General features: G+C 54.6%; 22 protein-coding genes and 1 tRNA gene. 6 read left to right on the top strand and 17 right to left on the bottom strand.

The features are described 5' to 3' along the window. Window positions 1-2 precede the first annotated feature (2 nt). The 3 genes from OGV74_RS08190 to OGV74_RS08180 all read left to right on the top strand — a co-directional run bounded on the left by OGV74_RS08190 (window position 3) and on the right by OGV74_RS08180 (window position 2,689). On the top strand, window positions 3-431 hold the full coding sequence (locus OGV74_RS08190) for a diol dehydratase small subunit (protein WP_003024721.1): 429 nt from the start codon (window positions 3-5) through the stop codon (window positions 429-431). A gap of 10 nt (window positions 432-441) precedes the next feature. Further along, entirely contained in the window at window positions 442-2,256 is a 1,815-nt protein-coding gene (locus OGV74_RS08185; protein WP_086504585.1) for a diol dehydratase reactivase subunit alpha, read from the top strand. A 109-nt stretch (window positions 2,257-2,365) separates the two neighbouring features. Beyond that, window positions 2,366-2,689 carry a DUF1889 family protein gene (locus tag OGV74_RS08180; protein ID WP_001573898.1) on the top strand — a complete coding sequence of 108 codons (324 nt, stop codon included), beginning with the start codon at window positions 2,366-2,368 and terminating at the stop codon, window positions 2,687-2,689. Between the two features lie 220 nt (window positions 2,690-2,909). Here the strand turns inward: OGV74_RS08180 and OGV74_RS08175 are convergent. After that, window positions 2,910-2,985: transfer RNA gene (locus tag OGV74_RS08175), tRNA-Ile, on the bottom strand. Window positions 2,986-3,110: 125 nt separating this feature from the next. Between OGV74_RS08175 and mug the strand changes: the two genes are divergently transcribed. Further along, window positions 3,111-3,617, top strand: coding sequence for a G/U mismatch-specific DNA glycosylase (gene mug / locus OGV74_RS08170; RefSeq protein ID WP_048218614.1), 507 nt, complete (start codon window positions 3,111-3,113; stop codon window positions 3,615-3,617). A 30-nt stretch (window positions 3,618-3,647) separates the two neighbouring features. Here the strand turns inward: mug and OGV74_RS08165 are convergent, their stop codons facing one another. The 5 genes from OGV74_RS08165 to rpsU form a co-directional block, all read right to left on the bottom strand. Next, window positions 3,648-5,645 carry a TonB-dependent receptor domain-containing protein gene (locus OGV74_RS08165; protein WP_003838090.1) on the bottom strand — a complete coding sequence of 666 codons (1,998 nt, stop codon included), beginning with the start codon at window positions 5,643-5,645 and terminating at the stop codon, window positions 3,648-3,650. A 10-nt stretch (window positions 5,646-5,655) separates the two neighbouring features. Further along, window positions 5,656-6,705, bottom strand: coding sequence for a 7-bladed beta-propeller protein YncE (gene yncE, locus OGV74_RS08160; RefSeq protein ID WP_086504584.1), 1,050 nt, complete (start codon window positions 6,703-6,705; stop codon window positions 5,656-5,658). Between the two features lie 160 nt (window positions 6,706-6,865). Then, on the bottom strand, window positions 6,866-8,713 hold the full coding sequence (rpoD, locus tag OGV74_RS08155; RefSeq protein WP_003024699.1) for an RNA polymerase sigma factor RpoD: 1,848 nt from the start codon (window positions 8,711-8,713) through the stop codon (window positions 6,866-6,868). Between the two features lie 243 nt (window positions 8,714-8,956). Beyond that, window positions 8,957-10,702: a DNA primase gene (dnaG, locus tag OGV74_RS08150; RefSeq protein WP_003024697.1), complete on the bottom strand. Its 1,746-nt coding sequence runs from the start codon at window positions 10,700-10,702 to the stop codon at window positions 8,957-8,959. A gap of 237 nt (window positions 10,703-10,939) precedes the next feature. Beyond that, entirely contained in the window at window positions 10,940-11,155 is a 216-nt protein-coding gene (gene rpsU / locus OGV74_RS08145) for a 30S ribosomal protein S21 (protein ID WP_001144069.1), read from the bottom strand. 236 nt (window positions 11,156-11,391) lie between these two features. Here rpsU and tsaD point away from each other — a divergent pair, with 236 nt between their 5' ends. After that, entirely contained in the window at window positions 11,392-12,405 is a 1,014-nt protein-coding gene (tsaD, locus tag OGV74_RS08140; protein ID WP_003024694.1) for a tRNA (adenosine(37)-N6)-threonylcarbamoyltransferase complex transferase subunit TsaD, read from the top strand. 37 nt (window positions 12,406-12,442) lie between these two features. On the opposite strand, the gene ureG is transcribed toward tsaD, so the two are convergent. The 10 genes from ureG to ttdA all read right to left on the bottom strand — a co-directional run bounded on the left by ureG (window position 12,443) and on the right by ttdA (window position 20,516). Beyond that, window positions 12,443-13,060 (bottom strand): urease accessory protein UreG, encoded by a 618-nt coding sequence (ureG, locus tag OGV74_RS08135; protein WP_003024692.1) that lies wholly within the window; start codon window positions 13,058-13,060, stop codon window positions 12,443-12,445. Window positions 13,061-13,069: 9 nt separating this feature from the next. Then, the gene (locus tag OGV74_RS08130) at window positions 13,070-13,741 is read right to left on the bottom strand and encodes an urease accessory protein UreF (protein ID WP_003024687.1); all 672 of its coding nucleotides are present in this window, start codon (window positions 13,739-13,741) and stop codon (window positions 13,070-13,072) included. Further along, a complete protein-coding gene (ureE, locus tag OGV74_RS08125) occupies window positions 13,741-14,199 on the bottom strand; it encodes an urease accessory protein UreE (protein ID WP_003024684.1) in 459 nt (152 codons plus the stop codon). The genes OGV74_RS08130 and ureE overlap by 1 nt, the downstream gene beginning before the upstream one ends. A 9-nt stretch (window positions 14,200-14,208) precedes the next feature. Beyond that, window positions 14,209-15,912: an urease subunit alpha gene (ureC, locus tag OGV74_RS08120; protein WP_086504583.1), complete on the bottom strand. Its 1,704-nt coding sequence runs from the start codon at window positions 15,910-15,912 to the stop codon at window positions 14,209-14,211. Next, window positions 15,905-16,225, bottom strand: coding sequence for an urease subunit beta (locus tag OGV74_RS08115; RefSeq protein WP_003024680.1), 321 nt, complete (start codon window positions 16,223-16,225; stop codon window positions 15,905-15,907). Before OGV74_RS08115 ends, ureC begins: the two co-directional genes overlap by 8 nt. Window positions 16,226-16,234: 9 nt before the next feature. Continuing rightward, window positions 16,235-16,537, bottom strand: a complete 303-nt coding sequence (locus OGV74_RS08110) for an urease subunit gamma (RefSeq protein ID WP_003024678.1) — start codon at window positions 16,535-16,537, stop codon at window positions 16,235-16,237. A gap of 10 nt (window positions 16,538-16,547) precedes the next feature. Further along, complete coding sequence (locus OGV74_RS08105) at window positions 16,548-17,372, bottom strand: urease accessory protein UreD (protein ID WP_199880213.1); 825 nt, start codon at window positions 17,370-17,372, stop codon at window positions 16,548-16,550. Window positions 17,373-17,493: 121 nt separating this feature from the next. Further along, window positions 17,494-18,957 carry an anion permease gene (locus tag OGV74_RS08100; protein WP_086504581.1) on the bottom strand — a complete coding sequence of 488 codons (1,464 nt, stop codon included), beginning with the start codon at window positions 18,955-18,957 and terminating at the stop codon, window positions 17,494-17,496. Window positions 18,958-19,005: 48 nt separating this feature from the next. Continuing rightward, window positions 19,006-19,611: a L(+)-tartrate dehydratase subunit beta gene (ttdB, locus tag OGV74_RS08095; protein WP_086504580.1), complete on the bottom strand. Its 606-nt coding sequence runs from the start codon at window positions 19,609-19,611 to the stop codon at window positions 19,006-19,008. Beyond that, window positions 19,608-20,516, bottom strand: coding sequence for a L(+)-tartrate dehydratase subunit alpha (ttdA, locus tag OGV74_RS08090; RefSeq protein WP_016150995.1), 909 nt, complete (start codon window positions 20,514-20,516; stop codon window positions 19,608-19,610). The genes ttdB and ttdA overlap by 4 nt, the downstream gene beginning before the upstream one ends. Before the next feature lie 212 nt (window positions 20,517-20,728). Between ttdA and ttdR the strand changes: the two genes are divergently transcribed. Further along, entirely contained in the window at window positions 20,729-21,670 is a 942-nt protein-coding gene (gene ttdR / locus OGV74_RS08085; RefSeq protein ID WP_286520638.1) for an L-tartrate utilization transcriptional activator TtdR, read from the top strand. Between the two features lie 31 nt (window positions 21,671-21,701). Here ttdR and plsY read toward each other — a convergent pair whose 3' ends face one another. Beyond that, on the bottom strand, window positions 21,702-22,319 hold the full coding sequence (gene plsY / locus OGV74_RS08080) for a glycerol-3-phosphate 1-O-acyltransferase PlsY (RefSeq protein WP_003024662.1): 618 nt from the start codon (window positions 22,317-22,319) through the stop codon (window positions 21,702-21,704). Between the last annotated feature and the right edge of the window lie 89 nt (window positions 22,320-22,408).

The following is a 22,408-nucleotide window of genomic DNA, read 5'->3' as shown; positions in this document are numbered from 1 at the left end:
CCATGAACGACAACATCATGACTGCGCAGGATTACCCATTAGCGACCCGCTGCCCGGAGAAAATCCAGACGCCTACCGGCAAGCCGCTAACCGACATTACTCTTGAGAATGTGCTGGCGGGCCGCGTAGGACCGCAGGATGTGCGTATTTCTCAGCAAACGCTGGAGTACCAGGCGCAGATTGCTGAGCAGATGCAGCGTCATGCCGTGGCGCGCAATTTTCGTCGTGCGGCAGAGCTGATTGCGATTCCGGATGCCCGCATTCTGGAGATCTACAACGCGCTGCGGCCGTTTCGTTCTTCGTTCGCCGAGTTGCAGGCCATTGCCGATGAACTGGAACACACATGGCATGCCACGGTGAACGCTGGGTTTGTCCGCGAATCGGCAGAGGTATACCAGCAGAGAAATAAGCTGCGTAAAGGCAGCCAGTGACGGAGGCAGCATGCCGTTAATTGCAGGGATCGATATCGGCAACGCCACCACCGAAGTGGCGTTGGCGCAGGATGGCCGGTTTATCGGCAGCGGGATTGTCGCCACGACCGGTATGAAAGGCACGCGGGATAATATCGCCGGGGTAGTCGCGTCCCTGCAGCAGGCGCTGAATAACACGCCGTGGTCGCTGCAGGACGTAGCAAAAATTTGCATCAACGAGGCCGCACCGGTGATTGGCGATGTGGCGATGGAAACCATCACTGAAACCATCATTACCGAATCGACGATGATTGGTCATAACCCGCAAACGCCCGGTGGCGTTGGCGTGGGCATGGGAACCACCATCGCCGTGGAGAAGTTGGCGGCGTTGAGCGAGGATCGATTTGCCCAGGGCTGGATCCCGTTGGTAGGTGAGGAGATGGATTTCCTTGAGGCGGTTTGGTTTATCAATGAAGCGCTGGATCGCGGCGTCAATGTGGTGGCGGCCATCCTGAAAAAAGATGATGGGGTACTGGTGAATAATCGCCTGCGTCGGCCAATGCCGGTGGTTGATGAAGTCACCCTGCTGGAGAAGGTGCCGGAAGGTGTGCTGGCGGCGGTGGAAGTGGCGGCCCCGGGACAGGTGGTACGGGTGCTGTCGAACCCTTACGGCATTGCGACCTTCTTTGCCCTGACGCCCGAGGAAACGCAAACTATCGTCCCCATCGCCAGAGCGCTGATTGGCAACCGTTCCGCCGTGGTGCTGAAAACCCCGCAGGGCGATGTGCAATCAAGAGTGATCCCGGCGGGTAAGATCTTTATCCGTGGTGAAAAGCGTGGCGGTGAAGCCGACGTAGCGCAAGGCGCGCAGGCCATTATGCTGGCGATGAGCGCCTGCGCGCCCGTGCGCGATATTGCTGGGGAAGCTGGTACGCACGCAGGCGGCATGCTGGAGCGGGTGCGAAAGGTGATGGCCTCGCTGACCGGTCATGACATGAACACGGTGCATATTCAGGATCTGTTGGCGGTCGATACATTTATTCCGCGTAAGGTGCAGGGCGGCATCGCCGGAGAGTGTTCAATGGAGAACGCCGTGGGCATTGCGGCGATGGTGAAAGCCGATCGCTTACAGATGCAGGCCATCGCCAGTGAACTGAGCGCCCGGTTAAACACTTTGGTTGAGGTTGGTGGCGTGGAGGCCAACATGGCTGTAGCGGGTGCGTTAACAACGCCTGGATGCGCTGCGCCGCTGGCAATCCTCGATTTAGGCGCAGGATCTACCGATGCAGCCGTCATCAATAGCGATGGCGTAGTGAAAGCGGTACATCTGGCCGGGGCGGGGAATATGGTCAGTCTGTTGATTCAAACAGAGCTGGGCTTAAGCGATACATTTTTGGCGGAGGAAATTAAAAAATACCCGCTGGCAAAAGTGGAGAGCCTGTTCAGCATTCGCCATGAGAACGGCGCGGTAGAGTTTTTCCGCGAACCGCTCAGCCCGTCGGTGTTTGCCAAAGTTGTGTATTTGAAAGAGGGCGAGCTGATCCCGGTAGATAACCAGACCTCGCTGGAAAAAATACGTCTGGTGCGCCGACAGGCCAAAGAGAAGGTTTTTGTGACCAACTGCCTGCGCGCGTTACGCCAGGTGTCACCCGGTGGATCTATTCGCGATATGACTTTTGTGGTGCTGGTAGGCGGTTCTTCTCTGGATTTCGAAATCCCGCAGATGATCACCGATGCGCTGGCGCATTACGGCGTTGTCGCCGGGCAGGGCAATATTCGAGGTACCGAAGGGCCGCGTAATGCGGTGGCAACTGGACTGGTTTTAGCCGGAGATGCAAAAAAATAGCGCAGAAAACAGCCGCGCAAGCGTTTAGCTGCGGGGTAAGTCAAATAAAGGCGATGTTCTCTTTGATATCCCGGCGGAGTTGGGTACATAGTATAAATGTGTCTCTCACGTGGTTAATTTTAAGGATAAGAGCATGCCAACAGCAATTGAGAAAGCATTGGATTTTATTGGTGGTATGAACACTTCGGCGTCAGTACCCCATTCAATGGATGAAAGCACCGCTAAGGGAATCTTAAAGTATTTGCATGACTTAGGTGTGCCAGCGAGTCCGGAAGTTGTGATGGCACGGGGTGAGCAGGAGGGATGGAATCCCGAGTTCACGAAAAAAGTGGCCGGATGGGCAGAAAAAGTTGCCTCCGGTAACCGCATCCTTATCAAGAACCCAGAGTATTTTTCAACCTATATGCAGGAGCAGCTCAAAGAGCTAGTGTGAGCTGACTATCGAATCAAACTCTAACGGACGTTTCCATCTCGGGATGGCGGCGTCCAAATGGAATGCCAGCGATATGGGCTGGCGTATCGCATGATATATCCTTATTCCCTCGCCATCCCCCGCTACGCATTCAGAGCCATCCAATTATTGGCTTTGCCAACAATTGCATATATTTCCAATAACAAAAAGGACCTGCGATTTCTCGCAAGTCCTTGAAGTCTGGTGGCCCCTGCTGGACTTGAACCAGCGACCAAGCGATTATGAGTCGCCTGCTCTAACCACTGAGCTAAGGGGCCGTGGCGGTGGATTATAAAGTAACTCCGCGTTGCAATCCAGACATAAGCGTACGGATGCTGTTTTTATAAACAATGTATTTTCAGTCCGTTATACTTGTTCCTCTGATGTATTGTTCGGAGTAATTATGGTTAAGGACATACTGGCACCGGGGCTGCGGGTGGTGTTTTGCGGCATCAATCCGGGGTTATCTTCCGCAGGTACAGGATTCCCCTTTGCACACCCCGCTAATCGCTTCTGGAAGGTTATCCATCAGGCGGGGTTTACCGATCGCCAGCTTAAACCTGAAGAGGCACAGCATCTGCTGGACTTCCGCTGCGGCGTGACTAAGTTTGTCGACAGACCAACGGTGCAAGCCAATGAGGTAAAGCTACAAGAGATGCGTAGCGGCGGTCGTCTGCTTATTGAGAAAATAGAAGAGTATCAACCAGCCGCGCTCGCTATCCTCGGGAAGCAGGCATTTGAGCAGGGGCTTAGCCAGCGTGGGGCGCAGTGGGGAAAACAGACGCTGACCATTGGCGCGACGCAAATATGGGTATTGCCGAATCCCAGCGGGTTAAGCCGGATCACGCTGGATAAACTGGTAGAGGCGTATCGGGAAGTGAATGTGGCGTTGAAGGCGCGCGGCCTGTAACTGCCGGAGCCTTAGGCTCCGGCGTCACTGTCAGAACTCGAAGCGTGCGCCCATGTTGTAGCGGCGTCCTTCCAGGATGGAAGACTGGTTATAGGACGTTTTGTAGATTGGGTTCACGTCGAACAGGTTATAAACCCCCGCCATCAATGTGATGCTCTTGTTGAGATGGTAGCGTGCGCCTAAATCGACCAGCGCATAGGCGTCGGTTGACGTTGATTTGCCGATGTCAGGCGTATTGCTGCGCCAACTGGCTTTGCTCCACAGTTCAAGATCGTTAAGTGCATTCCATGTCAGAGACAGGTTGGCCATGCTCGTCGGGAACTCGTTCAGTGCCTCTCCCTTGTACTGACCACTCTTTTGCTCGCTGTGGGTATAGGTGTAGTTCGCGTTCGCTTTCAGCGCGGTAGTGACCTGCCAGTCGCCGTTCAGCTCCAGGCCATAGATTTCCGCGTCACTGACGTTGAAATACTGCGAGACTTCTTCCGCTTCATACCCGTTGTAAATGCACTTCTGCGTGGCCGTTGCGGTACAGATGGTGTAGTCGCTGATCTTGTCCTTGAATTTGGTGAAGAACACGGTTGCATCCAGTGCCAGTGTGTCCTGTTGCCAGTAGACGCCCAGCTCGGTGTTGACGCTCTGCTCAGGTTTCAGGTCATCGTTGCCGATCCCAATGAAGGAATACGGATACGAACCGTAGACGCTGGTGAAACCTTCATTGTTCTCACGCAGGTCCGGTTTTTTATAGCCCGCCGATACGCCGCCCTTCAGCGCCCAGCTTTCGTCAATCGTCCAGTTACCGTAGAGTTTTGGCGTGACGTGATAGCCAAAGTAGCTGTCGTGATCGAGACGCGCCGAGGTGGTGAGGGTGAAGTCCGGAACCATCATCCAGGCATCTTCCGCGAAGATGGCCCAGCCGTCACGGGTGATCTTGCTGACCGGCGTTATGCCCGGCACTTCTTTATTTTCGATGCCGAAAGTGTCGTCCAGCTCATTACGGGTGAAGTTGATCCCCAGCGTCAGCTTGTGGTCGCCCAGCGTAAAGGTGTTCGCGCTGTTGGCTTCATAGTTTTTCTGCTTGATGAACTGCGAACTCATGCCCGGCACACGATACTCGGTTTTAGCGTTCTCGTAGCTGATGAAGTTCTTCACTTCCAGCAGATCGTCGCCGTACCAGGCATGCTGCGCAAGTGAAGCGGCATCGCGGTCAAAGTCCCATTGCCAGGCTTTATCATTGTGTGATTTTACCTGATGCCCTTTGACGACGTTCAAATCCCACAGTTGGGTGTCGGTCGGCGACATGTTGATGGTGGCATCCAGATTGCCAGCCTGGTGCTTCACAAAGCGCTCATCGGAGATGCTGTCGTCATCACGGCGATCAAGATAATCCGCCGCTACGCTCACTCCGAGCTTGCTGGGGATAATTGGCCCCATCAGGAAGACATTAGTCTGGTTGGTGTTACCGTACTCGCTCTTCTCTTGCAGGAAGTAGTTATCTTCCAGCACACCCGTCCATTTATCGAGGTTGTAGCCTTTTTTGGTGATGACATTGACCACGCCGCCGATGGAGTCAGAGCCATACAGTGAGGACATCGGTCCGCGAATCACCTCGATTCGCTCGATAGCAGCAAGCGGCGGTAAAAAGGCAGCCTCTGTCCCGATATGGTGTCCGTAAGGACGCGATTCGCGGGTGCCTTGTTTGATGCCGTTGACCATGTAGGAGGTATAGGTCGAGTCCATGCCGCGCATCTGCACATCGCCTGTGGCAAGGCTACCGTTGCCATTACCCACCAATACGCCGGGCATCTCGCGAAGGGCTTCGGTGACGTTCTGGTTAGAGCGGGTGTTCAGTTCTTTCTCGCCGACGACGGAGATGGTCGCCGGTGCCTCACGGCGTTCCTGTGCGAAACCGGTGGCGGTGACCACCAGTTGATCTTCATTATCTGGTGTGGTTTCTTCGGCGAAAACAGTCGCCGGGAGGCTGGCAAGGGCGAGCGAAATCGCCAGCGCGGTACGAGTCTGGTTAATCACAACGCATTCCTCAGAACTGGGTTAAATCGAGCTTGAGTACATAGTCAGCCTTGTTGGCTTTTTCATCCTGCTTCACGCTAACGAAGAGCGTTTTGCTGTCAGGAGAAAGCACCATGCTGTTTGGCATTGCTGCCGTTTTGATGGTGTGCTTCAGGCTGTAAGTGTTGGCATCGATAACGCTAATCTGACGGGCATTGCGATGGGTAACATACACTTCGTTGCGGGCAGGGTTATAGACCGCAGCGATAGAGTTTGGCGTGGGAACGCGGTGAACAATTTTACCGCTGCCCAGTTGGACTACCAGCACGTCGGCGGTGTTGGTATCGGCGATAAATCCGACGCCTTTGGCCGTGTTCAACGCGATGTTCAGGAAGTAATGCTTCGGCTCGGAGGGGTCAACCTTCACACGCGACAGAACCTGCGACGTTTTGCCATCCAGGGTAACCAGTTCGCCTTTGCCAGTGACGGCGTAAACTTTATCGCCAGCTTCATCAACGGCGAAACCGACCGGATCCATCCCTTTGAGGGCGTGTAATAGTTTCTGGTTATACGTGTCGACAACCCACAGCACACCTTTATTTTCACTGCCAATACCGGAGACATACAGACGGTGGTGCTTCTTGTCGAGCACCACTTCACGAACGTGGGCTTTATTTTCTTCGTCTGCAAGCTGAAGCATTTTCACTTCTTTATGGGTGCGGGTATCCAGCAGGGTCAGTGAGCCATCCAGCGCATTACCTAGCCAGAGAATGTGGTTAGGTTCATCCAGTGAGACCGCAAAAGGACGGCGTTCGGTGGCGATCCGCTCATCGACTTTTAATGATTCAGTTGAAAACAGGAACACTTCACCGGCGGTTTTATCTTTGTCGAAAGAGGGGGCAGAGGCTGCATAGATAGCCTGTTGTCCGGCGTCATAAGCCAGTTCGTAAACGCCATGACCAAGCGTCTGAGAGGCGAACTGATCCTCAGTAAAGTCTTTTGCCAGGGCTGAACCGGTATAAAGTGCCAGTGAAATCGCAAGCGCGCAGAGGGACTGATTTTTTAATGTTTTTAAATTCATGTCATTTTTCTTTACAGTTGTTTACGAAAAGAAAAATGATAATGAAAATAAATATCATTTACAATTGCATGTATGGGCAATGCCCCCTACCAATTTTTGTACACTGCGGAAAATCCCAAAAAAAAGCTCCCCGGAGGGAGCTTCTTAATAACAGAAACGATTAATCGTCGAGGAAGCTACGCAGTACTTCAGAGCGGCTCGGGTGGCGCAGTTTACGCAGCGCTTTCGCTTCGATCTGACGGATACGTTCACGGGTAACGTCGAACTGTTTACCGACTTCTTCCAGCGTGTGGTCGGTGTTCATATCGATACCGAAACGCATACGCAGAACTTTCGCTTCACGGGCGGTCAGGCCAGCCAGAACGTCGTGCGTTGCGGCACGCAGGCTCTCGGTGGTCGCAGAGTCCAGCGGCAGCTCGAGGGTGGTATCCTCGATGAAATCACCCAGATGCGAATCTTCATCGTCGCCGATCGGCGTTTCCATGGAGATAGGCTCTTTAGCGATCTTCAGCACTTTACGGATCTTGTCTTCCGGCATCAGCATGCGTTCAGCCAGTTCTTCCGGCGTAGGCTCGCGGCCCATCTCTTGCAGCATCTGACGGGAGATACGGTTGAGCTTGTTGATAGTCTCAATCATATGTACCGGGATACGGATGGTACGCGCCTGATCCGCGATCGAACGGGTGATCGCCTGACGGATCCACCAGGTTGCATAGGTGGAGAACTTGTAACCACGACGGTATTCAAACTTATCAACCGCTTTCATCAGACCGATGTTACCTTCCTGAATCAGATCCAGGAACTGCAGGCCACGGTTGGTGTATTTTTTAGCGATAGAGATAACCAGACGTAAGTTCGCTTCAACCATCTCTTTTTTCGCACGGCGGGCTTTCGCTTCACCGATGGACATGCGACGGTTGATATCTTTAACCTGCTCGATGGTCAGGCCGGTTTCTTCTTCAATCTGCTGCAGTTTCTGCAGGCCGCGGTGAACGTCATCTGCCACATCGTGCAGTTTTTCAGACCACGGTTTGTTCATCGCGATTGCCGCGTTGAACCAGGTTTCGCTGGTTTCGTTGCCAGTGAACAGGGTGATGAAGTTTTTCTTCGGCATTTTGCACTGCTCAACGCAGAGCTTCATGATCAGACGTTCCTGAGTACGCACGCGGTCCATCATGACGCGCATGCTGTTTACCAGGTAGTCGAACTGCTTCGGCACCAGGCGGAACTGTTTGAACACTTCGGACAGCTTCTGAATTTCTTCCTGCGCGGCAGCATGGCTGCGGCCTTTCGCTTTGATGGTGTCGCGAGTGATTTCGTACTGAGTACGCAGTTCACCGAATTTTTCACGCGCTAACTCAGGGTCGATGCTGTTGTCATCATCGCTGCTGTCGTCGTCGCCATCTTCTTCATCTTCGTCTTCATCGTCATCCATCTCTTCCTGAGAGAGTTCAGAACCGACGTGGGTCGCCGTTGGCGCCATGTCTTCTTCCGCGTTTGGATCGACAAAGCCAGTGATCAGATCGGAAAGACGTGCTTCTTCAGCTTCTACGCGATCGTACTGCTCAAGCAGGTAGGTGATAGCTTCCGGGTATTCGGCAACGGAGCATTGAACCTGGTTAATCCCGTCTTCGATGCGTTTAGCGATGTCGATTTCGCCTTCGCGGGTTAACAGTTCAACGGTACCCATTTCACGCATGTACATGCGGACCGGGTCAGTTGTACGACCGATTTCGGACTCAACGCTGGACAGAACCTGGGCAGCCGCTTCTTCCGCGTCTTCATCGGTGCTGTTGGAGGTTTCAGCAAGCAGCAGATCATCGGCATCAGGTGCTTCTTCCATCACCTGAATACCCATGTCATTGATCATTTGGATGATGTCTTCGATTTGATCTGAATCGACGATATCTTCCGGCAGATGGTCATTGACCTCGGCATAGGTCAGATAGCCTTGCTCCTTACCACGTTGGACAAGAAGCTTCAGCTGTGACTGCGGGTTTTGCTCCATAAGACGGTATCCACACTTAATTCGTTTGATTGGTGTTGGGCGGTAAAACCGCCAACGGCAAAACGAGGGCATACTTATATTTTGCCGCTGCCTCTCCGTGCGGCTGTCGGGGGCTTCCCGATCGATATTCGGCAGTTAAGCCGTTAAATACTTCATCTTTCACGTTGTCTCTGCGTTAGCTGCGTTCGTTTACTTGCTGCCTTGATACAACGCGAATGATTTTGTCTTTGTTTTGTCTTTCTCTTATTTCTTGGCCAGTTCCTGGTTCAGCGTCCAGAGTTCCCGGCGTTCTTCGCTGCTTAAACCGTGTGTGCGCTCACGAGCTATCAACTCTTCCTGGCGCAGTTCAAGCATCGAATCAAACATATGGTTGAGTGAGTCGGTGAAGGTTTTTTCTGCGATATCTTTATCTGCTATATCGTCCCACATCGACAGTTTTTCAAGGGTCGCAGCATCATTTGTGCCACGGTAGTGTTCTAAAAGTTGCCCGGTGGTCAGACCTGGCTGAGCCAGACAAGTGTTGACCAGTTCTCTGAATAAGCCAAGTCCAGGCAGCTTATTGCTATCCAGTGCGCCTAACGGTGGAACCAGCGGGGCAAGCTCCGGGTTCTGCACCAGCAACCCTATAAGTATACGCATGGTCGTACGTTTTAGCTGTGGAACAGGGCGGGAAGCCCCATTTTCTGCCAGTTTTGGCATTAAACGTTCAAGCTGGCTGTCATCCAGAATGCCGAGCTTGTTTCCCAACTCCTGTCGCAGGTAAATGCGCAACGTTTCGCCTGGTACCTGAGTAATCAGCGGTAATGCCAGCGTGCTGAGCTGTGCGCGTCCGTCTGGGGTACTCAAATCCACCTGCGGCAACAGGCTGTTAAATAAAAACGCAGAGAGCGGCAACGCCTGCTCCATCCGCGCTTCAAAGGCCTCTTTCCCTTCTTTGCGCACCAGCGTATCGGGATCTTCGCCGTCAGGTAAAAACATAAAGCGTAGCTGGCGTCCGTCTGTCATATAGGGCAGTGCGGTTTCCAGCGCGCGCCATGCTGCGTCGCGTCCGGCACGGTCGCCGTCGTAACAGCAAATTACGTTGTTCGTTGCGCGGAACAACAGTTGGATGTGATCGGCGGTGGTTGACGTCCCAAGGGATGCCACGGCGTAGTTAATGCCGTATTGCGCCAGCGCCACCACATCCATATAGCCTTCTACCACTAACAGACGCTGTGGATCGGCGTTATCCTGCTGGGCTTCATAAAGACCATACAGCTGGCGACCTTTATGGAAAATATCGGTTTCCGGGGAGTTCAGATACTTCGGCAGGGCATCGCCCAGCACGCGTCCACCAAAACCAATGACCCGACCACGTTTGTCGCGGATGGGGAACATCACCCGTTCGCGGAAGCGATCGTAACTGCGTCCCTGATCGTTGGTGACCAACATCCCCGCATCAACCAGCGATTTGCGATTTTCAGCATTGCCGCCAAACCGTTTCAGGACGTTGTCCCAGCCGGGGGGCGCAAAACCAATAGCAAAACGGGTGATAACGTCGCTACTTAATCCTCGCTTTTCCAGGTACTGGCGCGCAGGGGTAGCGGCGGGTTGCATCAAAGACTGTTGATAAAAAGTGTTCAGGCCATCCATCAATTGATAAAGGCTTTGCCGTTGATGGCGCTCTATCTGACTGGGGCCACTGCCTGCTTCATAGGGCACTTCAAGGTTGTGCATTGCGGCCAGTTCTTCGACGGTTTCCACAAACTCGAGCTTGTCGTAGTTCATGAGAAAGTCGACGGCGTTGCCATGCGCGCCACACCCAAAGCAGTGATAAAACTGTTTTTCACCGTTTACGGTGAAAGAGGGGGTTTTTTCGTTATGAAACGGACAGCACGCGTGATAATTTTTGCCCTGCTTTTTCAGCTTTACCCGCGCGTCGATGAGATCGACGATGTCGGTTCTTGCCAGCAGGTCATTGATAAAAACGCGAGGAATTCGTCCAGCCATAAGCCCCTGTTTTTTGATGACTCATATACACAAAATCATTCAGGATGCATCAAGGCGGCAAGGAAGCGAATCCTCAGGAGCGTACATCAGTACGTGACTGGGGTGAGCGACTGCAGCCAACACTGAGGCAGCTTGAATGATGACGTGTATAAACGAAAATAAGCCGCGCATTCCTTCCGGAAGCACGGCCTTACAACTACAACTCAGTCTGAATTGAGAGCTTTGGCTCTCAATGGATTAGTACAGACGAGTACGGCGTGCGTTTTCGCGAGCCAGTTTCTTCGCGTGACGTTTCACAGCAGAAGCTTTAGCGCGCTTACGTTCGGTAGTCGGTTTTTCATAGAACTCACGACGACGAACTTCCGCCAGAACACCTGCTTTTTCGCATGAACGCTTGAAGCGACGCAGTGCTACGTCGAACGGCTCGTTTTCACGTACTTTAATTACCGGCATGTAACTCTCACCTTTAATAAATTCGGTTTGCCGCTGGCATCAACGCCAGCTTATTTCAAAATGGTGCGGAATTTTACTGCAATTGCTGCTGCTTTGTAAAGCACCGACGCGATTTTGAAAGGGACTTTTATAAGGACAAGGAGTATACACGAGCGGAACTCTTGGGGCGAACAAAGTTTTACATCAACCCGCATTGGTCCTACACTGCGCGGTAATAGAGCGAGGTAAAACAAGTCATGCGTGTACTGGGTATTGAAACATCCTGCGATGAAACCGGCATCGCCATTTACGACGATGAAAAAGGTCTTTTAGCCAACCAATTGTATAGTCAGGTGAAATTACACGCTGACTACGGCGGCGTAGTGCCAGAACTGGCCTCGCGCGATCACGTACGTAAAACCGTACCGCTGATCCAGGCCGCGCTGAAAGAGGCGGGACTGACGGCAAAAGAGATCGATGCGGTGGCGTATACCGCAGGTCCTGGTCTGGTTGGCGCGCTGCTGGTTGGCGCAACCGTAGGACGTTCGCTGGCGTTCGCCTGGGGCGTACCGGCAATTCCTGTACACCACATGGAAGGGCATCTGCTGGCGCCAATGCTGGAAGATAATCCCCCTGCGTTCCCGTTCGTCGCGCTGCTGGTTTCTGGCGGTCACACGCAGCTTATCAGCGTCACCGGTATCGGTCAGTATGAACTGCTGGGCGAATCGATTGATGATGCTGCTGGCGAAGCGTTCGACAAAACCGCCAAGCTGCTGGGGCTGGATTATCCTGGCGGTCCAATGTTGTCAAAGCTGGCCTCGCAAGGCGTTGAAAAACGTTTTGTCTTCCCGCGCCCGATGACCGATCGTCCGGGGCTGGATTTCAGCTTCTCCGGGCTGAAAACCTTTGCCGCGAATACCATTCGTAATAACGAAAATGACGATCAGACGCGCGCAGATATCGCCCGTGCCTTTGAAGATGCGGTAGTTGATACGCTGATGATCAAGTGCAAACGCGCGTTGGATCAAACCGGTTTTAAACGTCTGGTGATGGCGGGGGGCGTGAGCGCGAACCGTACGCTGCGCGCAAAATTGGCTGAAATGATGCAAAAACGTCGTGGCGAAGTATTTTACGCGCGTCCGGAATTTTGTACCGACAACGGGGCGATGATCGCCTACGCGGGCATGGTGCGTTTTAAAGCGGGCGCAACGGCGGATCTTGGCGTAACCGTGCGCCCACGCTGGCCGCTGGCGGAATTACCGGCGGCGTGATTTTTTGCCCGGTGGCGCAATGTTACCGGGCAAGACGCTACATCCGCAGCATTCCTTTCTCTTCCAGAAACGCGATAATTTTTTCCAGACCCTCTCCGGATTTTAAATTGCTGAACGTCCATGGACGCTCCCCGCGCATACGCAGGGTATCGCGTTCCATCACCTCCAGCGAGGCGCCGACGTAAGGGGCCAGATCGGTTTTATTGATAACCAGAAAATCGGATTTAGTGATCCCCGGTCCTCCCTTACGCGGGATCTTCTCGCCTTCGGCAACGTCGATCACATAGATCGTCAGATCCGCTAATTCCGGACTAAAGGTGGCGCTCAGGTTATCGCCACCGCTTTCCACAAAAATCAGATCCAGATTGCCGAATTTCTCGCTCAGCGCCTCTACGGCAGCCAGATTCATCGACGCATCTTCGCGGATGGCGGTATGTGGGCAGCCGCCGGTTTCCACACCGACGATCCTGTCTGGCTCCAGTGCGCCCGCCTCGGTGAGAATGCGCTGATCTTCTTTGGTGTAGATATCGTTGGTGACTACCGCCAGTTGATAGCTGCTGCGCATGGATTTGCATAACGCTTCCAGCAGCGCCGTTTTGCCGGAGCCGACCGGGCCGCCAACGCCCACACGCAGGGGATGCTTGTAGTTACTCATTTTTTCTCCTCAGGAGCGGAATAATCGGGAATATTGGGTTTCATGCCGGGCAGACGCGATAGCGGCCAACGGCGTTGCGGAGCCGAGACTGGCGTCAGGCGTCGCCAGCGCCTGAGCCAGACCCTGCGCATAGCGACCGCAGAGCGCAATAATCAAACGCTGGGCCGCCTGTTGTCCAAAAGGAACCAGCTTGACGCCAGCCATCACAGCGCTCTCAATCCAGCTGTAGCCGAGGCTTAACGCCAGTTCGGTCAGGGGAATTCTCCAGCGCACGGCCAGCCAGGCCATGCCGCAGAGTTGGCTGTCGGCGAAGAGAGTGCGCCACTCTCGCGAGCAATCCGCCTCCCAGTCGGTGACCAGCCGCGTAAACGCCGCGCCCCGACTGCGTTCTTCATCCCGCAGTTCGCGGGTTTCGCGACAGGCTAACAGGTAAGCGCTCCAGCGGCGTGCGGCGTCGAGATCGTCCTGCTCGCAGGCGCGATACAGTCTCGCCAGCAGCGGTAGGTCGACGGTAAAAAAGTTCTGCTCCATCTGCTGAATTTGCCAGGCAGAGAAGTCATCGACGCTTTTCACCCAGCCAATCTCCACCGCCCACTCCAGACCCTGGGACCAGGTAAACGACCCCACCGGGAGTGCGCTGCTGGCGAGCTGCATCAGACGCAGTTGTTGGGTGTTATGCATCAGTGCGCATGGCCGTGATGATGCCCGTGTGATTCACTGGCATAAGCGCCTGCCTCCGGTTCAAACGGCAACTGGGCGAACGTCACCTCGAGGTTGAACTGGCGCAGCATGGCGTCCAGCACATGATCGTGGTGGTAGCGCAGCTCATCCGGCAGAATTTGTAGCGGAACGTGGCGATTGCCGAGGTGATAACAGGCTTTGGCGAGTAGGAAAGGATCGGCGCAGCGCACCACGGAAACCGACTCCGGCGCGGCGATCACTTCGATCACCTCGCTGCCATCGTCGGTGGTCAGCAGGTCGCCACCGCGTAACAGCAAACCGCGCGGTAGCATCAACCCGGCTTCGCGACCGTCGTTCAGCGCCACTCTGGCACGACTTTTTACTCGCATATCAATGGGTAGCGTGACGCTTGCGGTGACGCGGTGAGCGTGGTCAAGGCGTTGGGTCAGGTAGATCATCGTCACTCCTCAAAACAGAAAATAGCGTTGTGCCATCGGCAAAACGTTTGCCGGTTCGCTGGTAATCAGTTCGCCATCAATACGCACCTCGTAGGTCTGAGCATCGACGGTGATATTGGGTTGCAGGTCGTTGTGGATCATGTCGGCCTTTTTCACTGTTCTGCAGCCTTTAACGACGGCGATGGCGCTTTGCAGGTTGAGCTGCTGCGCGATGTTTTGCGCATCAGCGGCCTGCGAAATAAAGGTCAGCCGGGTGTGATGCCGCGCTGCGCCAAGTGCGCCGAACATCATGCGGTAATGCACCGGCTGTGGGGTGGGAATCGAGGCATTGATGTCGCCCATCGGCGCACAGACGATCATCCCGCCTTTAACGATCGTCGCTGGTTTTACGCCAAAGAAGGCCGGTGACCACAGCACCAGATCGGCCAGTTTGCCAGGCTCAACGGAGCCGACTTCATGGGCGATACCGTGGGTTAGCGCCGGATTGATGGTGTATTTGGCGACGTAGCGTTTAACGCGCAGGTTGTCGTTGTCGCCGGTTTCTTCTGCCAAAGGTCCACGCTGCGCCTTCATACGGTGTGCCACCTGCCAGGTGCGCAGGATCACTTCGCCCACGCGCCCCATTGCCTGTGAATCGGACGAGGTCAGGGAAAAGGCGCCAATGTCATGCAGCACATCTTCGGCAGCGATCGTTTCCCGGCGAATGCGTGATTCGGCAAAGGCCACGTCTTCGGCGATATCCGGATCGAGATGGTGGCAAACCATCAGCATGTCGAGATGCTCGTCGATGGTGTTGATGGTATAGGGCAGCGTCGGGTTCGTAGAGGAGGGCAGGATATTCGGATGCGCGCAGGCGGTGATGATATCCGGCGCATGACCGCCGCCCGCGCCTTCGGTGTGAAAAGTATGAATGGTGCGATCGCCAATCGCCGCCAGCGTATCTTCCACGAAACCGGACTCATTGAGCGTGTCACTGTGCAGCGCGACCTGGATGTCCATCTCGTCGGCCACGGTCAGTGCGCAGTCAATAGCGGCGGGCGTGGCACCCCAGTCTTCATGGATTTTCAGGCCAATTGCGCCCGCGGTGATTTGCTCGCGCAAGGCGTCAGGATTTGAGCCGTTACCTTTGCCCAGTAAACCGATGTTAACCGGTAACGTGTCTGCCGCCTGCAGCATGCGTGCGATGTACCACGGACCCGGCGTACAGGTGGTGGCGTGAGTGCCTGCGGCCGGACCGGTGCCGCCGCCGATCATCGTCGTCACGCCGGAAACCAGCGCCTCTTGCGCTTGCTGTGGGCAGATCCAGTGAATATGCGTATCCACGCCGCCTGCGGTGACGATCTTGCCTTCCCCGGCGATGACTTCAGTTCCCACGCCTATCGGGATCGTAACGTTGGGCTGAATATCGGGATTACCTGCCTTGCCGATGGCGAAGATCCTGCCGGCTTTGATACCGATATCTGCTTTCACGATCCCCCAGTGATCGACGATCAGCGCGTTGGTTATCACCAGATCCACACATGCATCGGCGCGCATTTGCCCCTGGCCCATGCCGTCGCGGATCACTTTTCCGCCGCCGAATTTGACCTCTTCACCGTAGGTGGTGAAGTCTTTTTCCACTTCGATCCACAGGTCAGTATCCGCCAGGCGCACTTTATCGCTGGTGGTTGGGCCAAACATGTCGGCGTACGCCTGCCGGGAAATGTCACTCATTATCTGCCTCCAGCGCGCCCATCACTTCGCTGCGAAAACCCACGATCCTTTGTGCGCCAGCAACGCGCACCAGTTCGACTTCGCGTTTTTGTCCTGGCTCAAAACGCACCGCTGTGCCCGCAGCAATGTTCAGACGAAAGCCGCGTGCGGCCAGCCTGTCAAAGTGCAGCGCCGGGTTCACTTCGAAAAAGTGATAGTGCGATCCCACCTGGATGGGCCTGTCGCCATGATTTTCCACCACGATCGTGCAGATCTCTCGCCCCTGATTAAGTGCGATACTGCCTTTTGCGATCTGATATTCACCTGGGATCATTGCCGCTCCTTAGACGATCGGGTTGTGGACAGTGACCAGTTTCGATCCGTCCGGAAAGGTGGCTTCAACCTGAATATCCGGGATCATTTCCGGTACGCCTTCCATCACCTGATCGCGGCGCAGGACGTGACGCCCGTCCTCCATCAGCGCGGCCACGGTTTGCCCGTCGCGCGCCCCTTCCATGATGAAAGCGCTAATCAGCGCCACCGATTCCGGGTAGTTCAGCTTCAGCCCGCGGGCCAGGCGACGTTCCGCCACCAGCGCGGCGGTAAACAGCAACAACTTATCTTTTTCTCTGGGGGTCAGTTCCATAAGGGTTCTCTTAGGTTTGCCAGATTCGCGGGAGTACAGGCGTTTTATGTGTCAGCAGCGGGCGCAAAAATTGCCAGATGTCACGCATAACGCGCTGAACAACCAGGTTGTCGTTAGCAAGAAAACGGATTGTCAGCAGCGAGTCGTTAAGCGTTGCCCCGGCGTAATCGCCAAGCGCCATAAGCCGCTCCCGCGTGCCCTCCAGCATGTGTTCGTCGGCCGGATAACACAGCAACGTGCCGACCCAGGGATGATGCGCGACGCCGCTCAGATTCCCCTCCTGCAATATCAAGCGTTCTATCAGCAGCGGCAGCCCATCTCGCCACACTTCCAGGCGATTTTGCAGCAGGCCGTGGCTGAAAGTTTCCTGCATAACCGGTCGGCCAAGACACAGCAGATCCCAGGCCAGCAGGCGACTTGCGGATGTCAGATGAAAGACGGTCTGAATAGCGGCGTTGGCGCCGGGAAAGAGGATCGTATCCTGCGGCAGCCACTCCAGCGTGGCGTGCGAGGCGAGGGTAAAATGCTGGCGCAGCAACGCTTGTGGCCCTCGACTGCGATAAAACTTGCCCGCGCCGGGCTGGGTGATTAACGCATGGCTGTTTTCGTCGAGTGTGACGGCAATATGAAGCTCATCCCCGCCAACGATCCCCGCAGGTGGATGCAGCAAATAGAGGTGGCAGACGTCCTCTTCCGGGTAAAACGGGCGCTGAACTGTCAATGGACCATGATGACGCGCCGAGGCGAGCACCGTTTTGTGCCCGGTGCAGGAAAAATGCAGTTCCAGTTCGGCCTGCCAGCCTCGTGTGAGTGTCTCGTGCGCAACCGTGTCCAGAGCGTTTCCCCTATCAGCATGAGGGTGTTTGCATACAAAAAAGTATGCCTCAGCGCATCGGGAAATCGATCATATGAGAAGCTTATGGATTAAGGGGCGACAATATGCCGCCCAAGGGAGATTACAGTAAAACGAGGGGCATCCAGATCAGACCGGTGATCACCAGCAGCACGAGGAAAATCAGGCCAAAAATAGCGCCGAGTCGCCAGTAATCCACCGTTGGCAAATAACCGCTGCCGTAGTAGATAGGGCTAGGACCGGTGGCGTACGGGGTCAGAATGCTGCCTAGGCCAATGGCGGCGCCGACCATCAGGCAGAAGACCGGTAGCGGGATTTCCGGCATTGCCAGCGCGGCGGCAATCATCATCGGCGCGAGGGCAGAGGTATACGCCGTGGCGCTGGCAAAGAAGTAGCGCAGCAGATAGAACACCACGATCAGCGCCACCATCACCATCATCGGCGAATAGCCGCTCAGTCCTCCCGCCAGCAGCTTGCCAAACCAGGAGATAAAGCCGGTGTTATTGAGCCCGGTGGCGAGCGTTATCAGCGAGGCCAGCCAGAAAAAGACGTTCCATGCGGCTTTATTGCTGACGATGTCATCCCAGCTAATGATGCGTAGTACCAGCATCAACGCCACCACGCTGTATCCGACCATTGCGGCGTCAATGTAGTCGCCGCCGAAGATCCACAGCACCAGCGCGCCGACCATCAGTGCCAGCATCTTTTTCTCGCGAGCGCAGAGCGGTCCCATCGCTTTTAGCTCTGTATCCGCCCAACGTGGAACCTGATCGCCGGATTTCAGCATCGGTGGATACAGCAGGTACGCCAGCCACGGCACGATCAGCACCAGTAAAATGCTCAGCGGCAGCATGCCTAAGAACCAGTCGCCCCAGCTCAGCGCCGTGTGGGACGCGCCCTTCATCAGGCCGATCAACAGCAGATTTGGTGCCATCGCCGTTAAGAAAATAGCGCTGGTAACGCAGTCAGCGACAATGCCCATCCACATGATGTACGAGCCAATGGAGCGTGAACTGGCGCTATTGGGCTGCGAGTTATACAGCGGCGGCAGGTTGCGGATAATCGGGTAGATTATTCCGGCTCCGCGCGCGGAGTTGGAAGGCGTGACGGGAGCGAGGATAAGTTCGGAGAACATCACCGCATAGCCGAGAAATAACGTCCGGTGCCCCATCTTTTTCACCAGCATCAGCGCGATTCGCCGACCAAGGCCGGTTTTCTCATAGCCAGTACCAAACATAAAGGCCGCGAAGATCAGCCAGATGACCGAGTTTGAGAATCCAGATACCGCCCACGACAGCGATTTGGCGGTAAATTTAAAACCGTCCTGCGCGAGTTGCTCCGGACTGAACAGCAGCCACGGTGAAAGGACAGCGATGATCGAAATGCCAATCATCGCCACCACCGCGCCCGGTACAGGTTCCAGAATAAGCCCGACAATCACACCGGTAAAGACGGCAAAATAGAGCCAGGTGTGACTCTCAAGACCGGTGGGGACGGGCAGAACAGCAATAATGGCGATGACCACCAGCGGAGCCAGGTATCGCCACCAACCAGCTAAAGGTGCCATTGTTGTATCCCTGCGAAGAGGGAGAGGCGTTACGCCCCTCCGGGAGGGTTATTTGATGTAGTGCACGTGCTCGCAGATTTCTTCGACGATAGGATCGCGACGTTCAGCGAACAGCTTTTTGTTTTCGGCGATCAGGTTGTTGCCGTGGGTGTCGATGGACACAATCAGCGGGCCGAACTCTTTGACCCGACACACCCACAGGGATTCCGGCATGCCCAGCTCCGTCCAGTGCACTTCTTCAATCTCTTCAACCTGAGTAGCCGCCAGTACGGCGCAACCTGCCGGGAAGATGACGTGCAGTGATTTAAACTGCTTGCAGCCTTCTTCTGTCAACGGTCCCATACCGCCTTTACCGACCACCAGTTTGACGCCGGTCTGCTCGATGAACTCTTTCTCGAAGGCTTCCATACGCATACTCGTGGTTGGACCGACGGAGACCATCTCCCATTTTTCACCGTTCTTACGGACGATCGGGCCCGCATGGAAAATGGCTTTGCCGTTCAGGTCATAAGGAATCGGGCGCTTCAGTTCGATCAGGCGACGGTGGCAAACGTCACGGCAGGTCACCAGCGTGCCGGTCAGGTAAATGACATCGCCAACGCGAATGTCTGCCAGATCTTCGGTTTTGATCGGGGTTGTGAGGATCTTTTTCATAACGCGCTCCGGGTGTGAGACAGGTTTTCGAAGGAGAGGTCGGCATGAACCAACAGCGTGCCGCGACGATGCGCCCAGCAGCCGGTAGAGACGGCAACGCCGATAGTCGACGGGTGGCGTGCGGCGGATTCGATATGCACGCCCATCACTGAGCTATTCCCGGTCAACCCTTGCGGCCCAATGCCCAGACGGTTAAGTCCTTCTTCCAGGCGCAGTTCCAGTTCTGCCGCTTTTGGGTTTGGATGGCGTGATCCGATTGGGCGCAGCACCGCTTTACGAGAAAGCACGGCAGCGGTTTCGACAGAGGTGGCAATACCCACGCCCACCAGCACCGGAGGACAGGCGTTAACTGCCAGCGTGGAGATATTTTCGAAGACAAATTTCACCACGCCTTCATAGCCTTCAGAAGGCATTAACACTTTCGAGCGCCCCGGCAGCGTACAGCCGCCGCCTGCCATGTAGACTTCGATTTCCGCGTCATCGTTATCAGGGATGATGTCCCAGGTGACCCACGGCACACCGGTACCGGTATTTTTTCCGGTATTCACTTCGTCAAAAATCTCAACCGCGTTATGGCGCAGCGGCGCTTTTACCGTGGCATCTTCAACAGCCTGCTTCAGAATGCTTTGCAGTTCGCCAAGTAGCGGAAAACGGGAACCGACCTTCACGAAGAACATAATCTCCCCGGTGTCCTGACAGGCAGGGCGGTTCAGGTCGATAGCTTTCTGCATGTTGTCAAACATGGTGTGGTAGATGATTTTACCCATCGGCGAGGTTTCGCCTTCACGCAGCTGTTTTAATTTATCCACAACATCGTCAGGCATGCGGGTAGAAATCATGGCGGTAAAGTCGGCGACAATGTTCGTCAGCGTAGTTATCGCATGTTGGTTATTTTGATTGCTCATCTTATTAACTCCAGTTCTTTTATTTGTCTGGAAATAAATTCTCCGCCACAAACTACCACTAAAAATGTGGTTTTATATTATTTGGCACTGTGAATATCTAATTAACAGTTCGTGAATGATGTCCAGATAAGGCAATAAAAATTGCGCCAGGGCAGGGTTTAATACGTATGGGAGAATTACACTGCGGTTAATCACATTACGGATTACCGATCATGCTGAATACGTATCCCCTGGCGAAAGATCTACAGGTGCTGGTTGAAATTGTTCATAGCGGCAGCTTTAGCGCCGCCGCTGCGACGCTGGGCCAGACGCCAGCGTTTGTGACGAAGCGCATTCAGATCCTCGAGTCCACGCTAGGGGCTACATTGCTAAGCCGCTCGGCGCGCGGCGTGGCGCTAACGGAGAGTGGCCAACGTTGCTATGAACACGCGCAAGCGATCCTCGCAGGTTATCAACATTTGGTCGATGACGTTACGCAACTCAAAACGCGTCCGGCAGGAATGATTCGTATCGGCTGTAGCTTTGGTTTTGGGCGCAGTTATATTGCACCGGCAATTACAGAATTGATGCACAGCTATCCTGAATTACAGGTACATTTTGAACTTTACGATCGGCAAATTGATTTGGCGCAGGATAATATCGATTTGGATATTCGTATCAATGATGAAATTCCTGATTATTATATTGCGCATTTGTTAACGAAAAATAAAAGGATATTATGCGCAGCACCGACGTATTTACAAAAATACGGTGAGCCGACGACGTTACAGGAATTAATTCGGCATGATTGTCTGGTCACCAAAGAACGGGATATGACTCACGGGGTGTGGGAACTGGATAACGGTCAGGAGAAAAAGTCGGTTAAGGTGGCGGGACATCTTTCTTCTAACAGCGGTGAGATTGTGCCGCAGTGGGCACTACAGGGAAAAGGGATCATGCTGCGTTCTGAATGGGACGTACAACAGTTTCTGGCCAGCGGCGAGCTGGTGCGTGTGCTGTCGGACTATGCGCAGAGCGCTAATATCTGGGCGGTTTATCAGGAGCCGCTGTATCGCAGCGTGAAGCTTCGCGTGTGCGTGGAGTTTCTGGCGACGTGGTGTCAGAACCGATTAGGCAAACCGGTGGAGGGGTATCACATCCCCGAGGCCGGATAAGACGCCGACGCGTCGCTATCCGACAATAAAATCACTCGGGGTCTTTTTCGCGTTTTTTCTTTAGCTTGGTCCAGATCTTCGGCTCCTGACGACGCCACAGACGCTGAATGTTGTCATGGTGACGAAGCAGAATTAAGCACGACAACATGGACACCGGGAAAGTGAACTGGGGATTGAACCACCAGACGTAAAAAGGGGCGATCAGCGCACTGACGATAGCGCCTAACGACGAATAGCCGCTTAACAGGACGGTTAGTAGCCAGGTTCCGGCCATCACACCAGTTAAGTCCCAGCCAATCGGCGCAATTGCGCCAAAGGCGGTGGCAACGCCTTTTCCACCTTTAAAGCCGAAAAATACCGGCCAAATGTGTCCCAGACAGGCGGCGATTGCGATCAATCCCAGCCAGAAGGGGCTGACGCCGAGCGCATAGGCACCCCAGACGGGTAACATACCTTTCAGGACGTCGAAAATCAGTACCGCGACGGCGGCTCCCTTGCCACCGATGCGCAGCACGTTTGTCGCGCCCGGATTCCCAGAGCCGCTGTCGCGCGGGTCCGGCAATCCAGCAAGGCGGCATACCAGAATAGCACTGGAAATTGAGCCACAGAGGTACGCGAAGATAATCATTCCAGGCGCGATTGCACTCATAAGCTGTTCCGTTTTGAAAATGTCGTGTAAAACGCTACTTCTGTGGATAATACGCATATTTCGCCGGAAGTGGTATCCGGGTTAGCCAA

This window comes from Citrobacter sp. Cf116 (assembly GCF_030336505.1).
Lineage (GTDB): Bacteria > Pseudomonadota > Gammaproteobacteria > Enterobacterales > Enterobacteriaceae > Citrobacter > Citrobacter freundii.
This window is presented reverse-complemented; position numbering and strand designations above follow the sequence as displayed.

Coding starts and splice junctions, on each gene's coding strand:
- OGV74_RS08190 (WP_003024721.1), top strand. CDS start 3: ATGAACGACAACATCATGACTGCGCAGGATTACCCATTAGCGACCCGC.
- OGV74_RS08185 (WP_086504585.1), top strand. CDS start 442: ATGCCGTTAATTGCAGGGATCGATATCGGCAACGCCACCACCGAAGTG.
- mug (WP_048218614.1), top strand. CDS start 3,111: ATGGTTAAGGACATACTGGCACCGGGGCTGCGGGTGGTGTTTTGCGGC.
- yncE (WP_086504584.1), bottom strand. CDS start 6,705: ATGAATTTAAAAACATTAAAAAATCAGTCCCTCTGCGCGCTTGCGATT.
- rpoD (WP_003024699.1), bottom strand. CDS start 8,713: ATGGAGCAAAACCCGCAGTCACAGCTGAAGCTTCTTGTCCAACGTGGT.
- dnaG (WP_003024697.1), bottom strand. CDS start 10,702: ATGGCTGGACGAATTCCTCGCGTTTTTATCAATGACCTGCTGGCAAGA.
- rpsU (WP_001144069.1), bottom strand. CDS start 11,155: ATGCCGGTAATTAAAGTACGTGAAAACGAGCCGTTCGACGTAGCACTG.
- tsaD (WP_003024694.1), top strand. CDS start 11,392: ATGCGTGTACTGGGTATTGAAACATCCTGCGATGAAACCGGCATCGCC.
- ureG (WP_003024692.1), bottom strand. CDS start 13,060: ATGAGTAACTACAAGCATCCCCTGCGTGTGGGCGTTGGCGGCCCGGTC.
- OGV74_RS08130 (WP_003024687.1), bottom strand. CDS start 13,741: ATGCATAACACCCAACAACTGCGTCTGATGCAGCTCGCCAGCAGCGCA.
- ureE (WP_003024684.1), bottom strand. CDS start 14,199: ATGATCTACCTGACCCAACGCCTTGACCACGCTCACCGCGTCACCGCA.
- ureC (WP_086504583.1), bottom strand. CDS start 15,912: ATGAGTGACATTTCCCGGCAGGCGTACGCCGACATGTTTGGCCCAACC.
- OGV74_RS08115 (WP_003024680.1), bottom strand. CDS start 16,225: ATGATCCCAGGTGAATATCAGATCGCAAAAGGCAGTATCGCACTTAAT.
- OGV74_RS08110 (WP_003024678.1), bottom strand. CDS start 16,537: ATGGAACTGACCCCCAGAGAAAAAGATAAGTTGTTGCTGTTTACCGCC.
- OGV74_RS08100 (WP_086504581.1), bottom strand. CDS start 18,957: ATGGCACCTTTAGCTGGTTGGTGGCGATACCTGGCTCCGCTGGTGGTC.
- ttdB (WP_086504580.1), bottom strand. CDS start 19,611: ATGAAAAAGATCCTCACAACCCCGATCAAAACCGAAGATCTGGCAGAC.
- ttdA (WP_016150995.1), bottom strand. CDS start 20,516: ATGAGCAATCAAAATAACCAACATGCGATAACTACGCTGACGAACATT.
- ttdR (WP_286520638.1), top strand. CDS start 20,729: ATGCTGAATACGTATCCCCTGGCGAAAGATCTACAGGTGCTGGTTGAA.
- plsY (WP_003024662.1), bottom strand. CDS start 22,319: ATGAGTGCAATCGCGCCTGGAATGATTATCTTCGCGTACCTCTGTGGC.